This is a genomic window from Lentilitoribacter sp. JB5-8, assembly GCF_055693385.1.
Genome location: NZ_CM146332.1, coordinates 2,408,618 through 2,426,977, shown reverse-complemented (window position 1 = coordinate 2,426,977; position 18,360 = coordinate 2,408,618). Strand labels below are relative to the sequence as shown.

Here is an 18,360-nt window from a genome sequence, read left to right as displayed (position 1 = left end):
CCCTTCCCTTAGCTTGTGTAAGTTACCGCTTTAACCGCGTCGATCACTTCACCCACATTTGGCAGAGCCAGTTTTTCCAAGTTTGCCGCATAAGGCATTGGAACATCTTTACCTGCAATTGTGATGATTGGCGCATCCAAATAATCAAATGCTTGCTGCATCACGCGTGTTGCAATTTCAGAACCAACTGAACTTTGTGGGAAGCCTTCTTCAACAGTGACCAAACGACCTGTTTTCTTCACAGATTCGATAACTGTTGGAAGATCCATTGGGCGAATTGTACGCAAATCGATCAATTCAACATCAATGCCTATCTCGGCGAGTTCTTCAACAGCTTTAACCGCGTAAGTCATGCCGATGCCGAATGAAACCATGGTTACATCCTTACCAGCTTTATGAATACGTGCTTTACCGATTGGCAACACAAGATCATCAACTTTTGGCACATCAAATGTTTGACCATATAGGATTTCATTTTCCAAGAAGATCACTGGGTTTGGATCGCGGATTGCAGCTTTTAGCAAGCCTTTTGCGTCAGCAGCTGTATATGGCATGACAACTTTAAGACCCGGAATTTGGCTATACCATGCAGCATAACACTGAGAGTGCTGCGCACCCACACGAGCGGCTGCGCCATTTGGCCCACGGAATACGATCGGTGCGCCCATTTGGCCACCTGACATATATAGTGTTTTTGCAGCTGAGTTGATGATGTGGTCAATCGCCTGCATTGCAAAGTTAAATGTCATAAACTCAACAATTGGCTTCAAACCAGCCATTGCCGCACCAACACCCACACCAGCAAAACCATGCTCAGTAATCGGCGTATCAATCACGCGGCGCGCGCCAAATTCATCGAGCAAACCTTGCGTAATCTTATAAGCGCCTTGATATTCAGCAACTTCTTCACCCATAACGAATACATCATCGTCGGAGCGCATTTCTTCAGCCATGGCTGAACCCAAAGCTTCACGCACCGTCATAGGCACCATTTCGGTTCCGGCTGGGATATCTGGATCAGATGCAACTTCAACGGCAATTGGAGCGGCTGCAACTGGTGCTGGAGCTTCCGCGGCAGGAGCGGCTTCCGGCGCTGGCGCTGCAGCTGGTGCTGCGGCCTTACCAATATCATCTGCGCTTTCGCCTTCTTCAAGCAGAACTGCGATCACTTCGTTGACTTTAACGTTTTCAGAGCCCGCTGGCACCATGATCTTTCCGATCACGCCTTCATCAACAGCTTCAACTTCCATTGTTGCTTTGTCTGTTTCAATTTCAGCTAAAATGTCGCCGGCAGCCACGCTGTCGCCTTCATTTTTCAGCCATTTAGCAAGATTGCCTTCTTCCATTGTTGGAGACAAGGCAGGCATTAGAATTTCAATAGGCATTGGTAATGACCTCCCTTAAACCAAAATGTCTGTATAGAGCTCAGATGCATCCGGCTCTGGATCGTTTTGCGCAAAATCAGCACTATCAGCAACAATTGTGCGGATTTCTTTATCGATGGCCTTCAGCTCATCTTCGGTTGCCAAACCACCTTCAAGCAAACGCTGCTTCACTTGCTCGATAGGATCCTGCTCGGAACGCATTTTTTGAACTTCGTCTTTTGTACGATATTTCGCAGGATCAGACATTGAGTGACCACGATAACGATACGTCATCATTTCGAGAATAATTGGACCTTTACCTGAACGCCCGTGCTCAACAGCAGCTTGTGCTGCAGCATGTACTGCGCGAACATCCATACCATCGACTTGGTAGCCAGGAATATCAAATGCAGCACCACGATCAGCAAAGTTTGTGTGTGCAGATGCACGCGATACTGATGTACCCATCGCATAACGGTTATTCTCTACAATATAGATAACCGGAAGTTTCCAAAGAGATGCCATGTTAAAGCTCTCATAAACCTGACCCTGGTTAGCTGCGCCGTCACCGAAATAAGCCACTGATACGTGATCATTGCCGCGATATTTATTGGCAAAACCCAAACCAGTACCCAGCGAAACTTGCGCTGCAACGATGCCGTGACCACCATAGAATTCTTTTTCTTTGGAGAACATGTGCATGGAGCCGCCCTTACCGCGGGAGTATCCGCCCTGGCGACCTGTTAACTCTGCCATCACACCGCGCGCTGTCATGCCTTTAGCCAGCATGTGACCGTGATCACGATAACCTGTGATTACCTGATCACCATCTTTAAGTGCCATTTGCATGCCGACAACGACTGCTTCTTGACCAATGTAAAGGTGACAGAAACCGCCAATAACACCCATACCGTATAGCTGACCTGCTTTTTCCTCAAAACGGCGGATCAATAACATTTCGCGATATGCAGATAATTCAGTTTCTTTGTCGAAATCACTAACGGATTGGCCGATAACGGCTTTTTTGTTGATGATTTGCGGGACGTCGACCGAGTGGTCTTTCGAGCAGCCATATAAATCTCCCAAAGTTGCTGTTTGGGCGATCATATTTCAAATTTTAAATAACAGCAACAGTATTAATGCATAGCTGCCATTCGCACTAATGCCATGTTTTATATAGGATTTTTTAATATTAACTGATATTCAGTTAACATGACTAATCGAGGTAAATGACTATTTCATCTTCGCGTGACACCGCAAGTAGATTGCGCGCACGCTCATCAAGCATATCAGCTTCCATTGAGCCATCGCTCATTAATCTGACTTGCTTCTCAAGATACTGTTGTTGTTGAGATAATGCCTCTGCTTGCAACTGCAACTCGGCAATTCGATCCTGCATTTCCTTGCCAGAACGCAAGCCATAAGTACCCGTTACTGCATGATATGCAAAGTAACAAACACAGCCCAACCCAAGCAAATACATCCCTGCTCGTAGGGCAATCATTTTTCGTTTAAAGCGAGTACGCATTACTAGACCTCGTGGTTAGTAATATCGTCCATGATGATTAATTTAGTCTTATCAAACGGAAAAAATTCTCACAAAAAAAGCGGCTGGAAAGCCGCTTTTTAAATTTAGTATATGCGCTGATACTAGGAGCGCAAAATTGAGCGGCCAGCATAAACGGCTTGTGAGCCCAACTCTTCTTCAATACGGATCAACTGGTTGTATTTCGCCAACCGGTCAGAACGTGCCAATGAACCTGTTTTGATCTGGCCACAATTTGTAGCAACAGCTAGATCAGAAATCGTTGCATCTTCAGTTTCACCAGAGCGGTGAGACATCACAGATGTGTAAGCTGCACGGTGCGCTGTTTCAACAGCATCTAGTGTTTCAGACAATGAACCGATTTGGTTGACTTTAACGAGGATTGAGTTTGCAACACCCATTTTGATACCGTCACGGAGACGAGATGAGTTTGTTACGAACAGATCATCACCAACGAGCTGACATTTAGAACCAGTCATTTCAGTTGATAGTTTCCAACCATCCCAGTCGTCTTCAGCCATGCCATCTTCAATTGAGATGATCGGGTATTTATTGACAAGCTCATCAAGGTACCCAGCCATTTCGCCAGCGTCTAGTGTACGGCCTTCACCCTCAAGCACATATTTGCCATCTTTGAAGAATTCAGTAGAGGCGCAATCAAGTGCAAGATACATGTCTTCGCCAGGCTTGTAGCCAGCTTTTTCAATTGATGACATGATGAAATCAAGAGCCGCAGGTGCGCTTTCGATATTTGGCGCAAAACCACCCTCATCACCAACACTTGTGTTGTGACCAGCTGCAGAAAGCTCTTTCTTTAGTGTATGGAACACTTCTGAACCCATACGAACAGCGTCTGACAATGTATCAGCGCCAACAGGCATGATCATGAATTCTTGGAAATCAATTGGGTTATCTGCATGCTCACCACCATTGATGATGTTCATCATCGGAACTGGCAATACGTGTGCGCTTGGACCGCCAACATAACGGAAAAGCGGCAAACGTGAAGATTCAGCTGCAGCTTTTGAAACAGCAAGTGAAACACCTAGGATCGCATTGGCACCCAAGCGCGCTTTATTTGGCGTACCATCAAGATCAATCATTGCTTTGTCGATGGCGATTTGCTCTTCAGCTTCCATGTCGACGATTGTGTCATAGATCTCACCGTTGACAGCACCAACTGCTTTTTGAACACCTTTACCCAAATAACGTGACCCGCCATCGCGTAGCTCAACAGCTTCGTGGGCACCAGTTGATGCGCCGGAAGGCACTGCTGCGCGTCCAAACGCACCATCTTCGAGTGTAACGTCAACTTCAACAGTTGGGTTTCCTCGGCTATCAATGATTTCGCGGGCTTTAATGTCCACAATGGATGTCATGTGTCGTTTTCCTTTTTGGATTTATCGTCAATAAACGAGTTTATTTATGCAAAACTGTCATCATTCGTTTGTTAACTTGGGAGATTATGGATTGTGTCATAGCAATAAGTACCAAAAATGCAAGATTGAGAGCTAAATCTCCGTAGTTTTTCCTGTTTTACCCCATTTAGCAGCGAATTTTGACATTCTAATTACAGTCAATTCCCGCCACAAAATCCACCCTTGCGTAAGCTTCGATGCCTAAAAATAGCAGTAACGAATGGAATCGTGTGTTCGTAATTATGAGAATTATCGAACATTACGATGAATTGAATGCAGACAGATTGAAATTATGACAAAGACAATCGCAGGACAACTTAGTATCTTCGCAACCATTGTGACCCTTGGCATTTTGGCTTTGGTGATCACACAACAATATACCTCTTCTCAGTTGCGCGTAAATGGTCCGATTTATCAAGAAATAGTCACCGGTAAAGACTTGCTCGGTGATGTTGCTCCCTCACAGATGAATGTGAATCAGGCATATCTGTTGGCAAATGAAATGTTTGTCCATCCAACGCTTCGCGATGTAAACGCAGCAAAAATTACAGATTTTCGAACTGAATTTGATAGCCAAGTTTCCCACTGGCAAAGACGTGACATTCCTATTGAAATGCGTACCGCCCTTGAAGATCAGGTTCTGCCAAAAAGCGCAGAATTCTGGCAAGTGCTCGATCTAACCTTTATTCCGGCCTTACGCACAAATAGTGATCTTGAAATCAATATTGCATTAGGTGCACTTTTACAGGCATTTCAAGCCCAGCAAACAGCTGTTGAAGAATTCGTTGAATTAGCAAATACAGAGCTTTTAAACACCGAACAATTAGTAGCGTCAAAAGCATTTTTCTATGATCTAGTCATTTATGCCGCAATCGGCGCTGCGATATTAATTGTCGTCATTGGTGTTATGTTGTTTCGCCTCAAAGCGATCAAACCACTTGGCGAAATTACCGCCTATATGGCGTTGTTGAGTAATGAAGACTATTCGAAAGAGTTAAGCCTTACAGAGCGTAATGATGAGATTGGGGATATTGCAAAATCTGTTTCAGAGCTTAAAGAAGCTGCAATTGAACGACAAAGATTGCGCGATGCCGCAGAGCATGAACGTCAGGCAAAATCTGATGAGGATGTGGCAAATCTTGAGCGTGAAACAAAAGCAGCACAAGAACGAGCGCATTGTATTGCTGAGCTTTCGGATGGACTAACGCAGCTATCAAGAGGTGATCTTACGCATCGATTGGAAGAAGAATTTGCCCCAGAATTTGAAAAATTACGGAACGCGTTCAATTCTTCAATTGAAACTCTTGCCTCAACGCTAAGTGATGTTTCACAAGCAACCCAACAGGTCCGGCTTTCTGCTGATAGCGTAAACGCATCATCCGATGATTTATCACGCAGAACAGAGCAGCAAGCCGCGTCACTTGAACAAACAGCTGCAGCGCTGGATCAAGTGACAGCAACTGTGCGCCAATCAACAGAAAAAGCCAACAAAGCAAGTGATATGGTGACACAAACCAAAAATGGTGCTGAAAAGTCTGGCATTGTTGTACGCAACGCAATTGATGCCATGACGAAAATAGAAGAATCTGCCACGCAAATTTCCCAAATTATCTCGGTTATTGATGAAATTGCGTTCCAAACTAACCTGCTTGCACTTAATGCTGGTGTGGAAGCCGCGCGCGCTGGAGAAGCTGGAAAAGGATTTGCGGTTGTTGCCCAAGAAGTGCGCGAACTTGCGGGACGCACCACCAATGCGGCAAAAGAAATTAAGGCTTTGATCGACACCTCATCTTCGCAAGTTGAAACCGGCGTATCCTTGGTCAATGACACTGGTTCAGCGCTGGTTGAAATTGAAAGTAGTGTGGCCTCGATTAACGAGGTTATTCAATCCATCGTAACGGGAGCCACCGAGCAATCAACGGCGCTTGCAGAGATTAATACAGCCGTTAATCAGATGGATCAGGTTACCCAGCAAAATGCGACCATGGTGCAAGAAACCAATCGATCATGCGAAGGATTGATTGATTTGTCATCTCAACTCGAGGGTTTGATTCAACGTTTTCGCCTAACATCCGGCCGTCCTTTTGAGAATTATAATCAGGGAAATGGATATTCTTCGCGAGAAAACATCGATGAGCGCCATCAACGCCCAGCACCACGCGGTTTTCAAGAGCGTTCTGAAACATCTCGCCACGACAGCTCAATTCGACCAGTTGATGATCAATATCGCCCGTCACGATCTCCATCAAACTCCCCTGCTCGCTCCCTTGGTCGCAGACTTGCTGCAGGCTTGGCAGGAGATGCAAATTCTGACCGTAAAAACTGGGATGAATTTTAAACGATCATTGTGCTAGTGTGATACAACAACTTTCATGGAATTCCGTTTCCGGAGAAGATCACACGCACATGCATATTTTAAGACCGTTCCGATCAGAAGATCTAAGCGATATCTATCAAATTTCCGTACAAACCGGAGACAACGGACGTGATGCAACAGCGCTTTATGACGATCCGAAACTGATGGGACACATCTATTCAGCACCTTATGTTCTCTTAGAACCCGAACATGCAATTGTGGTTGAATATAATGATCAGGTTGTTGGTTATGTCGTAGGCACTCTTGATACACAAAATTGGGAAAAGCGTTTGGAGCGGGAATGGTGGCCCAAATTGCGCAATCAATATGAAGCGCCCAATCCCGCTGATCGTGATAACTGGACGATGGATCAAATTCGCATTGATCGAATGCATAATCCGCGTTTGGTTGATGAGGAGATATCAACTCGATACCCCGCGCATATGCATATGAATTTGCTGCCAATTATGCAACGCCGCGGTATTGGGACAAGTTTACTGCAAAAATGGCTCACAATTGCGATCAAAAAAGGTGATCGTGGCGTTCATGTTGGTGCAAATCCTAATAACAAAGATGGGATTGCTTTTTGGCAGCGATCTGGTTTTGAGACAATCAGCACAGGCCATGAAAAAACGCCCCAAACCGGATGGTTGGGACGTTCCTCAATGAAAATGGCTTAATTTCTGAGCGTTTAAACCAAACGCGATTGCGTGAGTGCCGCTTCGCTCAGTCAATGATCTATATCACCCTTCACGCCCGACAACCGATTCCCCTGCCTGTTCTTTGGGTTGTTGATTAGCTCTAGGATTAGCTGGAGATAACCGCAGCGAGGCAATAGATCACAATCCTGCTGACAATAATTGGCCTTCGTACAATAATTGGGATGAATTTCGGGTTAATTGTACTCTAGAGTACCAGCAACGACTGCTTTGCCTGCAATTTTTACATTCAGAGCATCATTATTTCGTCTAACTGATACTTGCATTTTCCCGGGCTTCTTCATCGCAATACCTTGATGTGCCGTATAACTGAGCTCTTTTTCACATGTGATAATGCCGTGTTTTACAAGATAGGCGCCCGCAGGACCATTTGCATTACCCGTAACCGGATCTTCCATTATACCAATTGCTGGCGCAAACATACGCCCAAACGTTGCAGGTAAATCTCGCCTACCTTCTACAACAAATGTGAAAAATCCATTGCACGAAATTTTCTTACTCAAATTAGCAAGCGCACCGAAATTAGGTGTAAGACTATCCATCAACTCCCGACTTTTCATCGGAACCATCACCTTCGAATGTCCGGTAGATACAATTTGGATAGGTTTATTACAAAAGTCAGTGAGCGACAAATTCAAAGCATCAGCAAGTTCTTTTCGGAGTTCTTGATCGAATTCTTGCGAAAATGTCGCTTGCGCTTGAACCATTTCCACCATCAGCTCATCATCTACATTTGTGATAGAAATAGGCAGGATTCCAGCTCCGGTTTTCACTCTCAAAGGATATTCATCTTTGTATCCTTTTTGTGTCCGAAGAAAATGGGTCGCAATCGTTGCATGGCCACATATCGGGACTTCAATGCTTGGAGTGAAATATCGCACCCATAAATCATGATCGGTTCCAACGGGAGGCAAAACAAAAGCAGTCTCTGAATAGCCTGTGAATTTGGCTACATCCTGCATATCCTGAACCGATAAATCTGATGCATCCAAGACCACACCTGCCCGGTTTCCCGTGTGAGGAACATCTGTGAATGCATCAACTATATGAACAAGTGTCATTTATCTTCCACATGTATCCTGCATCTTTTTCAAATATGCCAAAGACCACGGGCAATATAATCGAACTCTTAAACCAAGCGCGATTGCGTCAAGGCTGCTTCAATAAAGCTTGCAAAGAGCGGATGTGGATCAAGTGGACGAGATTTGAGCTCTGGGTGATATTGCACCCCGATAAACCACGGATGATCCTCATATTCGATAGTTTCTGGCAACACGCCATCTGGCGATAGACCTGAGAAGGTCAAACCACATTCTTCGAGCTTCTCAACATAGTTCACATCAACCTCATAACGGTGTCTATGACGTTCAGAAATGCTTTGCGATCCGTAAATATCAGAAATGCGCGTGCCTTCTTTAAGCGAGGCTGTATAGGCGCCCAAGCGCATTGTACCACCCAAATCGCCGCTCGCTGTGCGTTTTTCCAGCTGATTGCCTTTAACCCATTCAGTCATCAAGCCAACAATGCTGGTGCCACCTTTTTCAAACTCGCTGGATGTTGCATCTTCAATGCCAGCCAGATTGCGCGCAGCTTCCAACACCGCCATTTGCATACCCAAACAAATGCCGAAATAAGGCACTTTCTTTTCGCGTGCAAAACGAGCCGCTGCGATCTTACCTTCAGTTCCGCGCTCACCAAAGCCGCCCGGCACCAAAATGCCATGAACTTTTTGCAAGTATGGTGCTGGATCTTCTTTTTCAAAGATTTCCGATTCAATCCATTGGAATTTAACTTTGACTTTATTGGCAATTCCGCCGTGATAAAGCGCTTCCATAAGCGATTTATAAGCGTCTTTTAGACCGGTGTATTTGCCAACGATCGCAATTGTAACCTCACCTTCAGGCGATTTAATACGCTCTGAAACATCCTGCCAAGCTTCCAAACGTGGCGCTGGCGCTGGATCAATGCCAAAGGCGGCTAAGATCTCATCATCAAGACCTTCTTGGTGATATGCAAGCGGAACGTCATAAATACTTGAGACATCTAGCGCCTGGATAACCGCTGAAGGACGTACATTACAGAACAGCGAAAGTTTACGTCGCTCTTCCTCAGGGATCTCTCGATCTGCGCGGACCAATAAAATATCCGGCGCAATACCCATAGCTTGCAGCTCTTTCACCGAGTGCTGAGTAGGTTTGGTTTTAAGTTCACCTGCAGCTGCAATAAACGGCATCAAAGTAAGATGCAGATAAATTGCGCTATTACGCGGTAAATCATTACCAAGCTGGCGAATGGCTTCCATAAATGGCATTGCCTCAATATCACCCACAGTACCGCCGATTTCACACAATACGAAGTCATAGCCTTCATTGCCATCAAGCACGAAGTCTTTGATTTCATTGGTTACATGCGGAATGACCTGAACGGTTGCACCTAGATAATCACCGCGGCGTTCTTTGTCGATGATATCTTTATAGATCCGCCCAGTGGTGATGTTATCCATCTTCACAGCAGAACGGCCTGTGAAGCGCTCATAGTGACCTAGATCAAGGTCAGCTTCCGCGCCATCATCGGTGACAAATACTTCACCATGCTGAGTCGGGCTCATAGTACCCGGGTCAACGTTCAAATAAGGGTCAAGTTTACGCAGCCGCACTCGATACCCTCGAGCCTGCAGCAAAGCGCCTAGAGCAGCAGAAGCAACACCTTTTCCTAAGGAAGAAACCACGCCACCAGTTATAAATACATATCGTGCCATGGGATTGAAGCGATAGCTCGTTTTTACCGATTCCGCTAGTCAAAAAATAAAATCAGGCAATGTTTTTCGTGGATAGTTTCCAAAATGTAAAAACTACGGTGCCTGAATATTTACAAAAAAAAGCCCAGCTGGATGAGCTGGGCTTTCAAATTCGTTAAGCGTGGAGCGATTAGTTCCCAGTTGGAACTGAAGGTTCTGTGCTCTCTGGCTCTGGCGTTGTTGTTGTGTCTGAACCGCCAAGTTGGTTCAAAATACCGTTACCATCGCCCTGCGTTGTGCTTTCGATCTGGTTTAGAATACCAGATGAAGGATTGTTGTTGGCTGCAAGAATGCCAAGTGCCAAAGATGTTGCAAAGAAAGCAGCCGCTAAAATGCCTGTTACACGTGTCAATGCACTCGCTGCACCGCGCGCTGTCATCAGACCGCCGCCGCTGCCGCCGCCACCGATACCCAAGCCACCGCCTTCAGAACGCTGCAACAACACAACGCCGACAAGCGCGACAACAATCATCAAATGAACTACGATCAGTACGGTTTCCATAAATTCTTCCGAAATCTCTGGGCCAAAGCCACGAACAATAAAACTTTATCGCGGCTCCATACACGAGCTTTGCGATATTTCCAAGCCCCAATTCGAAACCAGCTCGAAAAGAGATGTAAATTGAGGTGTTTGAATGCTCAAACTACCCCAGATTACCAGCTGTTGCTTTACAAATGGCGAGGAAGTCTTCAGATTTCAAGCTCGCACCGCCAACTAATGCACCATCAACATTTGCAATTGCCATCAATTCAGCAGCATTTGATGGTTTAACTGATCCGCCGTATAGCAAGCGCATCTTCTCGCCTTCAGCATTAAAACGTGACGCCATCTCTGAACGGATAAACGCGTGCGCTTCTTCAACATCACCATTGCTTGGCACCAAGCCCGTGCCGATCGCCCAAACAGGCTCATAGGCAATAACCGTGTTTTCAGCTGTTGCATTATCCGGAACTGAACCTGCAAGCTGAGTTTTTAAAACATCCAGCGTCTTACCTGATTTGCGCTCTTCTTCGGTTTCGCCAATACAAACAATTGCGACCAATCCAGCTTCAATCGCAGCTTCGGCCTTCGCGCGAATTTCAGAATCAGTTTCGCCATGATCCGTTCTGCGCTCTGAATGCCCGACAATGATTTGTGTTCCCAAACAATCCGCGATCATATCCGCAGAAATATCACCGGTATGGGCGCCTGATTTATTCGCATGACAATCCTGCCCGCCAATTTGCAATGGCACATCTTCGCAGAGTGTTGTGGCCACATATAAAAGGGTTGCCGGAGGGCAAAGCAACATATCAATTTTGGACAATGCGCTATCTTCAGAGCTTTGAGCAATCTCATTGATTGTCCCAAGCGCATCGCGCAGGCCATTCATTTTCCAGTTTCCAGCCACAAGCGGACGAATATTAGGGGTCATAATTTCCTCATGAATTAAAGTGATATGGCTTTGCGAACAAAGTTTTCGAGCATTCACTTACAAATATTTGATTTGCAGCGCAATAACCCTTCAATTCATAATGTGTTTGGTCTAAAGGATATGCTGGAAATAATTTGATCATATCACATATAATAAAGATCAATAAGATTATGATCTTGATGGAGAATACATAATGGATTTTTTAAGACGAGCGGCAAAAACCTGGGTGGCAAAACTTTTGCTAATTCTATTGGTCGCGTCTTTTGGTGTTTGGGGTATTTCAGGCAGCTTGTTTGCAACACAGTCTAGCACTGTTGTGAGCGTTGGTGATGAAACAATCGGCCCAAATGAATTCTTACTCGCATATAACCAAACAATCGGAAGTGTTTCACAACGTATTGGACGTCGTTTAACAACTGAAGAAGCACGTGCATTTGGTCTTGAAGAGCAGGTATTCTCCAATCTCGCAACAAGCGCTGCTCTTAGCCAACAAGCTGTGGATCTCAATCTTGGTCTTTCAGAAAAACGCCAGGCGGACATTATTGCTGAAGAACAAATCTTCCATGATCGTGTAACAGGTCAGTTTGATGAAGCAACGTTCCGTCTCGTGTTACGCCAAGTTGGTATGACTGAAAGCCAATATTTGGAAAACAATGCAAAAACAGCTATCCGCCAACAAATTGCTGATGCTGTGTCTGATGGTGTTCAAGCTCCACAAACTTTGTTGAAAGCTTTAGCTGAGTATCGCACAGAAAAGCGCGATGTTGATTATATCGTGGTAAAACGTGATTTGTTGGATGCAATTGAAGCACCATCTGAAACTGTATTGTCGGCGTATTTTGAAGAGAACAAAGCAAATTATGCAGCACCAGAGTTCCGCAAAGTTTCTTATGTGCGTTTACAGGCCGAAGACATTATTGATCTAGATGCGGTAAGCGAAGAATCTATCGCGCAAGAATATGAAGCGCGTGCTTCAACATACAGCACACCTGAACAACGCACGATTGACCAACTGAGATTTGCCGATAAGGCTGCCGCAGAAGCTGCGCTTGGAAAACTTGAAGGTGGTCTAAGCTTTGACGATCTGGCAACAGAAGAAGGTAAAACTGCAAGCGATATCGCAATCGGTACATTTACAAAAGACACAATGCCTGACCCTAGTCTTGCAGAAGCAGCATTTGCAATTTCAGAAGATGGCGGCACAAGCGGTATTGTCGAAGGCACATTTGGTAATTTTATTCTGCGCGCGAAAGACATTGTTCCTGCATCCACACGCACATTGGCAGATGTTCAAGATGAAATTCGCCAAAACCTAGCGTTAATTGCAGCTGCTGACACATTGTTAGACGTGCATGATGCTTACGAAGATGACAGAGCCAGCGGCATGACACTTAAAGAAGCTGCGGATAAGCAAGGGCTTTCGGTCACAACAATTGATATGATTGATGCGCAGGGCCTTGATAATGATGGTAACGCTATTGAAGGTATTCCTCAGTCTGGTCAGTTAATCGCACAAGCGTTTGAATCTGATATCGGCCTTGAGACACTTCCAATTAACATTGGCAATAATGGTTTTGTATGGTTTGAGGTGCAGGACATCTTCCCTGCCCGCGATCGCACTTTGGAAGAAGTTCGCACGAAGGTCATCGCGGATTGGACAGAAAGACAAACTGCAACTGCGTTGGTTGATAAAGCAACAGAGTTAAAATCACGTCTTGATGGCGGCGAAACATTGCAAGCATTGGCTGATGAACTTGGACTTACTGTAGACAAAAAGATTGAGCTTACTCGCACAGGCGCAGATGCTGTCTTTAGCGCGGCCACAATCTCATCAGCATTTGGTGGTCCTGAAGGTCTCACAGCTATTGCAAAAGATGCAACTGGTGAGAACGAAGTGCTGATGAAAGTTGTTGCTGTGACAACGCCTGAAGCTAATCTTGAGGAAGATGTCGCGCTGCAGGTTGCACAATCTGTTTCTGCATCTAATGCGGATGAGATCATGAGCCAAATGATTGCAAAAATTCAAAACCAGTATGGAGTTGTTGTCAACCGTGGGCTTGCGCAGCAAGCACTGGCGCATAACTAAGCAACTTTTCACAATACTTACGGTTTGAGGGGAATGGCATGGCAGAATTAAAGCCATTTATTGGTAAAGTGGCTGAGGGTGGCCTACTGAGTGTTGATGAAGCGCGTGAAGCGTTTAATGTCATCATGTCAGCGGATGCAACACCTTCGCAGATTGGCGGCTTTTTAATGGCCTTGCGCATGCGCGGTGAAACGGTTGACGAGATCTCTGGTGCTGTTGCTGTTATGCGTGAAAAAATGCTGCCTGTGAAAGCCCCCTCTGATGCGATCGATATTGTTGGCACCGGTGGCACCGGTTCTGGCAAATATAATATCTCGACATGTACCGCTTTTGTCGTTGCCGGGTGCGGTGTGACCATTGCCAAACACGGCAATAAAGCGCTTTCTTCAAAGTCTGGCACCGCGGATTGTTTTAACGCGCTGGGATTGAGTTTGGATCTTGATGTAAAAGGTGTTGAAACCTGCATTGAAGAAGCTGGGATCGGCTTTATGTTTGCACCAAACCACCATTCCGCCATGCGCCATGTCGGCCCAACACGCGTTGAACTTGGCACAAGAACAATCTTCAACTTGCTCGGACCGCTTTCCAATCCGGCGAATGTCAGCCGTCAATTGCTTGGTGTGTTTGCGCCTCAATGGGTTGAACCATTAGCTGAAGTGCTCAAAGATCGCGGTTCAACATCTGTGTGGGTTGTCCATGGAGATGGGTTGGATGAGTTAACGACTACTGGCCCAAGCCAGATTTCAGCACTTAAAAACGGTGAGATTAAAAGCTTCACACTTACGCCTGAAGATGCTGGCCTTAAAAAGGTTGATGTATCTGAACTTATCGGTGGCGATGGGGCTTACAACGCTAAAGCGCTTACAGATGTGCTTAAGGGCGCGAAAAATGCGTATCGTGAAATTGTATTGTTAAACTCAGCGGCATCTTTGATCGTTGCTGAAAAAGCAGATGATATTCGTGAAGGCGTAGAGATTGCCGCAAAATCTATCGATAGCGGCGCAGCGCTTGGTAAGCTTGAACAACTCATTTCCACATCAAATAGACTGGTGGCTTAAGAAGTAAATATGTCAGACATTCTACAAAAAATTGAAGCTTATAAGCGTGTTGAGATTGAACAGGCAAAATCTACAGTGTCTCTGGTTGAGCTAAAGGCTCAAATCAACGATGTTGAAGCGCCGCGCGGTTTCATGCAAGCGCTTTTGAATAAAAAGCAAAACGGTCAATATGGCCTTATTGCAGAGATCAAGAAAGCCAGCCCGTCAAAAGGTTTGATCCGTGAGGACTTTAATCCTCCAGAATTGGCAAAAGCTTATGAAGCTGGTGGTGCTGCATGTTTGTCTGTTTTAACCGATACGCCATCTTTCCAAGGTGCTCCTGAATTTTTAACCGCTGCGCGCGGTGCATGTTTGCTCCCTGCCCTTCGTAAGGACTTTATGTTTGAGCCTTACCAAGTTTATGAAGCGCGAGCTTGGGGTGCGGATGCGATCCTGATCATTATGGCCAGCCTTTCAGATGATGAAGCAAAACGTCTTGAAGATTGTGCGCATGAGCTTGGTATGAATGCACTTATCGAAGTTCACGATGAAGAAGAAACAGAGCGTGCTCTAAAACTCGATAGCCGGTTATTGGGTGTGAATAATCGCAATCTTCGTACGTTTGAAGTTTCGCTTTCAACATCTGAACGCTTAGCAACCATGGTTCCAGATGATTATCTGCTTGTTGGTGAGAGTGGAATTTTCACTCATGAAGACTGTCAGCGGCTGGAGACGTCTGACATCTCAACATTCCTTGTTGGTGAGAGCTTGATGCGAAAAGAAGATGTGACGTCCGCAACGAAATCACTGCTTTTCGGGGATGCAACTGTATGAGCGAGGTCAAGCTCACCCATTTAGCCGAAGATGGATCGGCTTCCATGGTTGATGTCGGCGATAAAGCAGACACCGTGCGCGAAGCCATTGCTCAAGGTACGATCACCATGAAACGGGAAACGCTGGATCTCATCCTTAAAGGCAACATGAAAAAAGGTGATGTGATTGGTGTTGCGCGCATTGCAGGGATCATGGCGGCAAAGCAGACATCAAATCTCATTCCTCTTTGTCACCCACTTATGTTGACCAAAATTGCCGTAGACATTGAAGAAGATACGTCGCTTCCTGGTCTTCGCGTTCAATCAACAGTTCGCTTATCGGGCAAAACCGGTGTTGAGATGGAAGCATTAACAGCATGCTCGGTTGCGTGTTTGACGATCTATGACATGGCGAAAGCTGCGGATAAAGGCATGGAAATCGGCGGCATAAAGCTGATGAAAAAGACCGGTGGTAAGTCTGGCGAATGGACCGCAAATAGCGAGGTCGAATAGCGCTATGGCTCTCTTGCCTGTTGATCAAGCACTTGAAAAACTGCTGGATGGTGCTGAGCCAAAAAGCACTGAAATGATGCCAATCTCGCAATTGCGCGGTCGGATTTTAGCCACAGACCTTATTTCCAAACGCACGCATCCACCTTTTAATGCATCCGCGATGGATGGTTATGCTGTTAAGTTCAAAGACGCGAGTGAAATTGGCGCAACGATTAAAGTTATCGGCGAATCTGCGGCAGGTCACGGATTTCACGGTACATTTGAAGATGGCGAGAGTGTCCGCATTTTCACAGGCGCACCCGTTCCCGCTTCTGCCGATACAATTCTCATTCAGGAAAACACTGAAAAGCTCGAAGATGGATTGATCAAGGTCACTGCACCTGCGCAACCTGATCGGCACATTCGGCTTGCAGGTGTCGACTTTTCCAAAGACGATGTGCTTTTAAAGAAATATCGTGAGTTGGACTATTCTGCGATCACACTTGCTGCCAGCATGAATTATGCTGCAGTTGAAGTTTTTCAAAAGCCATTGATATCAGTATTAGCGACCGGCGATGAACTTGTATCTCCAGGTGAAGAACCGGGCATAGATCAAATCATCGCGTCAAATGCTTTTGGTGTCATGGCTATGTGCGAAAGCGCTGGTGCTGATGTGATGGATCTGGGTATCGCGCAAGACAAATTAGATGTGATTAAAGCATCGGTGCAAAAAGCTCTGGATAACAATACCGATATTTTAGTGACAATTGGTGGTGCATCTGTTGGCGATCATGACCTTGTTCAGCAAGCGCTGACTGAAATGGGTATGCAGCTCAATTTCTGGAAAATTGCCATGCGCCCAGGAAAACCGCTCATGTATGGCACATTGGGTAAAATGCGCTTTATCGGCCTGCCCGGCAACCCTGCCTCAAGTTTGGTGACCGGTTCACTCTTTTTAGCGCCGCTTGTGCGCAAACTTGCAGGCCGGACAATAACCACGCCCATAACAACAGCGAAATTGACTGTTGAACTGCCTGAAAATGATCATCGGCAGGAATATATGCGGGCGCAAATTCAAACGGATGAGCTTGGTGAGCGCATTGTAACCCCGTTTAAGCGGCAAGATTCGTCGCTGGTACGTGTTTTTGCTGATGCCAATGGGCTTTTGATTCGTCCGCCAAACGCAAAAGCTGCCTCAAAAGGCGATATTTGTGATGTGATCCTGTTTGAAAACTAAGTTTTTTAGAATTTTTTTCGACTAAGATGCAAACATCAATGAGATACCTAAAAATTCACACCCCTTGTTAGTAGGTGATCTTTTCTCGTTGAATAGAGTTTTTAAACGGATACTTATTTATATAACAATAACAGACACTTATACTTAAAAAACAACCTGTAATTGTTCTCAACCTAGAACAAAGCTCACTTAATTCCGCTTATGTTCTGGTATAATTCTACCTTTGTTCAAGAAATACTAAATCTCATCTTGTCGATCGACCAAGTTTTGTTAATTAATTATTTACTATTGCAGAACACAAATAGAACATATATGCATTGTTCATGGTTTGTTTCTAACGTGATGAGGTTTTGATATGTTGACACGCAAACAACAGGAACTGCTGTTTTTTATTCATGAGCGCATGAAGGAAACAGGGATTCCGCCCTCATTTGATGAAATGAAAGACGCGTTGGATCTGGCATCAAAATCCGGCATTCATCGTCTCATCACAGCTCTTGAAGAGCGTGGGTTTATCAAACGCCTTCCTAACAGAGCGCGTGCACTTGAAGTGATAAAGCTTCCAGAGAGCTATCAATCGACAACGCCCCCTCCTCGCGGATTTAATCCAAGTGTTATTGAGGGAAGCAAAGATAAAGTCGAGCCAATCCGTTCAAAACCGCAAGAGCAAATGGAAGACAATGGGTCATTAAGCGTGCCTGTTATGGGACGCATTGCAGCGGGTGTGCCGATCTCAGCTATTCAACATACGACGCACAACATTACCGTTCCGACAGACATGCTTGGTGGTGGCGATCACTACGCGCTTGAAGTTAAGGGCGATTCCATGATCGATGCTGGCATTTTTGATGGCGATACAGTTGTGATCAAAGACGCAAATAATGCAAACCCTGGCGACATTGTCGTTGCACTTGTTGATGATGAAGAAGCAACGCTTAAAAGGTTCCGCCGCAAAGGTGCGTCCATTGCCCTTGAAGCTGCAAACCCTGCATATGAGACGCGTATCTTTGGGCCTGACCGCGTGAAAGTTCAGGGCAAATTGGTTGGCTTGATCCGACGCTACAACTAATGCATATTTTGA

At 45.5% G+C, this 18,360-nt stretch carries 16 protein-coding genes; 8 read left to right on the top strand and 8 right to left on the bottom strand.

Translation table 11 applies throughout. From position 1 onward, the window contains the following. Window positions 1-8: 8 nt before the first annotated feature. The 4 genes from ACZ1GZ_RS11900 to eno all read right to left on the bottom strand — a co-directional run bounded on the left by ACZ1GZ_RS11900 (window position 9) and on the right by eno (window position 4,289). A complete protein-coding gene (locus tag ACZ1GZ_RS11900; protein ID WP_472665091.1) occupies window positions 9-1,385 on the bottom strand; it encodes a pyruvate dehydrogenase complex E1 component subunit beta in 1,377 nt (458 codons plus the stop codon). 15 nt (window positions 1,386-1,400) lie between these two features. Continuing rightward, complete coding sequence (pdhA, locus tag ACZ1GZ_RS11895) at window positions 1,401-2,471, bottom strand: pyruvate dehydrogenase (acetyl-transferring) E1 component subunit alpha (protein ID WP_472665090.1); 1,071 nt, start codon at window positions 2,469-2,471, stop codon at window positions 1,401-1,403. 109 nt (window positions 2,472-2,580) lie between these two features. Further along, window positions 2,581-2,892: an FtsB family cell division protein gene (locus ACZ1GZ_RS11890; protein WP_472665089.1), complete on the bottom strand. Its 312-nt coding sequence runs from the start codon at window positions 2,890-2,892 to the stop codon at window positions 2,581-2,583. Window positions 2,893-3,014: 122 nt separating this feature from the next. Further along, on the bottom strand, window positions 3,015-4,289 hold the full coding sequence (gene eno, locus ACZ1GZ_RS11885; RefSeq protein WP_472665088.1) for a phosphopyruvate hydratase: 1,275 nt from the start codon (window positions 4,287-4,289) through the stop codon (window positions 3,015-3,017). A gap of 331 nt (window positions 4,290-4,620) precedes the next feature. Here eno and ACZ1GZ_RS11880 point away from each other — a divergent pair, with 331 nt between their 5' ends. Next, entirely contained in the window at window positions 4,621-6,666 is a 2,046-nt protein-coding gene (locus ACZ1GZ_RS11880) for a methyl-accepting chemotaxis protein (protein ID WP_472665087.1), read from the top strand. A 68-nt stretch (window positions 6,667-6,734) separates the two neighbouring features. Continuing rightward, complete coding sequence (locus ACZ1GZ_RS11875) at window positions 6,735-7,364, top strand: GNAT family N-acetyltransferase (protein WP_472665086.1); 630 nt, start codon at window positions 6,735-6,737, stop codon at window positions 7,362-7,364. 215 nt (window positions 7,365-7,579) lie between these two features. Here ACZ1GZ_RS11875 and ACZ1GZ_RS11870 read toward each other — a convergent pair whose 3' ends face one another. From ACZ1GZ_RS11870 to tpiA, 4 genes are all read right to left on the bottom strand, one after another. After that, window positions 7,580-8,464, bottom strand: coding sequence for a PhzF family phenazine biosynthesis isomerase (locus ACZ1GZ_RS11870; RefSeq protein ID WP_472665085.1), 885 nt, complete (start codon window positions 8,462-8,464; stop codon window positions 7,580-7,582). 68 nt (window positions 8,465-8,532) lie between these two features. After that, window positions 8,533-10,161 carry a CTP synthase gene (locus ACZ1GZ_RS11865; protein WP_472665084.1) on the bottom strand — a complete coding sequence of 543 codons (1,629 nt, stop codon included), beginning with the start codon at window positions 10,159-10,161 and terminating at the stop codon, window positions 8,533-8,535. Window positions 10,162-10,330: 169 nt separating this feature from the next. Then, a complete protein-coding gene (secG, locus tag ACZ1GZ_RS11860; RefSeq protein WP_472665083.1) occupies window positions 10,331-10,702 on the bottom strand; it encodes a preprotein translocase subunit SecG in 372 nt (123 codons plus the stop codon). A gap of 142 nt (window positions 10,703-10,844) precedes the next feature. Then, window positions 10,845-11,615, bottom strand: a complete 771-nt coding sequence (tpiA, locus tag ACZ1GZ_RS11855; protein ID WP_472665082.1) for a triose-phosphate isomerase — start codon at window positions 11,613-11,615, stop codon at window positions 10,845-10,847. A 193-nt stretch (window positions 11,616-11,808) separates the two neighbouring features. Between tpiA and ACZ1GZ_RS11850 the strand changes: the two genes are divergently transcribed. From ACZ1GZ_RS11850 to lexA, 6 genes are all read left to right on the top strand, one after another. Further along, the gene (locus tag ACZ1GZ_RS11850; protein WP_472665081.1) at window positions 11,809-13,701 is read left to right on the top strand and encodes a SurA N-terminal domain-containing protein; all 1,893 of its coding nucleotides are present in this window, start codon (window positions 11,809-11,811) and stop codon (window positions 13,699-13,701) included. Between the two features lie 38 nt (window positions 13,702-13,739). Continuing rightward, a complete protein-coding gene (gene trpD / locus ACZ1GZ_RS11845; RefSeq protein WP_472665080.1) occupies window positions 13,740-14,759 on the top strand; it encodes an anthranilate phosphoribosyltransferase in 1,020 nt (339 codons plus the stop codon). A gap of 9 nt (window positions 14,760-14,768) precedes the next feature. Beyond that, window positions 14,769-15,572 carry an indole-3-glycerol phosphate synthase TrpC gene (gene trpC / locus ACZ1GZ_RS11840; protein WP_472665079.1) on the top strand — a complete coding sequence of 268 codons (804 nt, stop codon included), beginning with the start codon at window positions 14,769-14,771 and terminating at the stop codon, window positions 15,570-15,572. Next, the gene (gene moaC / locus ACZ1GZ_RS11835) at window positions 15,569-16,063 is read left to right on the top strand and encodes a cyclic pyranopterin monophosphate synthase MoaC (protein WP_472665078.1); all 495 of its coding nucleotides are present in this window, start codon (window positions 15,569-15,571) and stop codon (window positions 16,061-16,063) included. Before trpC ends, moaC begins: the two co-directional genes overlap by 4 nt. 4 nt (window positions 16,064-16,067) lie before the next feature. Beyond that, complete coding sequence (locus ACZ1GZ_RS11830) at window positions 16,068-17,279, top strand: molybdopterin molybdotransferase MoeA (RefSeq protein ID WP_472665077.1); 1,212 nt, start codon at window positions 16,068-16,070, stop codon at window positions 17,277-17,279. Between the two features lie 355 nt (window positions 17,280-17,634). Beyond that, window positions 17,635-18,348, top strand: a complete 714-nt coding sequence (gene lexA, locus ACZ1GZ_RS11825; RefSeq protein WP_472665076.1) for a transcriptional repressor LexA — start codon at window positions 17,635-17,637, stop codon at window positions 18,346-18,348. The last annotated feature ends 12 nt before the right edge of the window (window positions 18,349-18,360 follow it).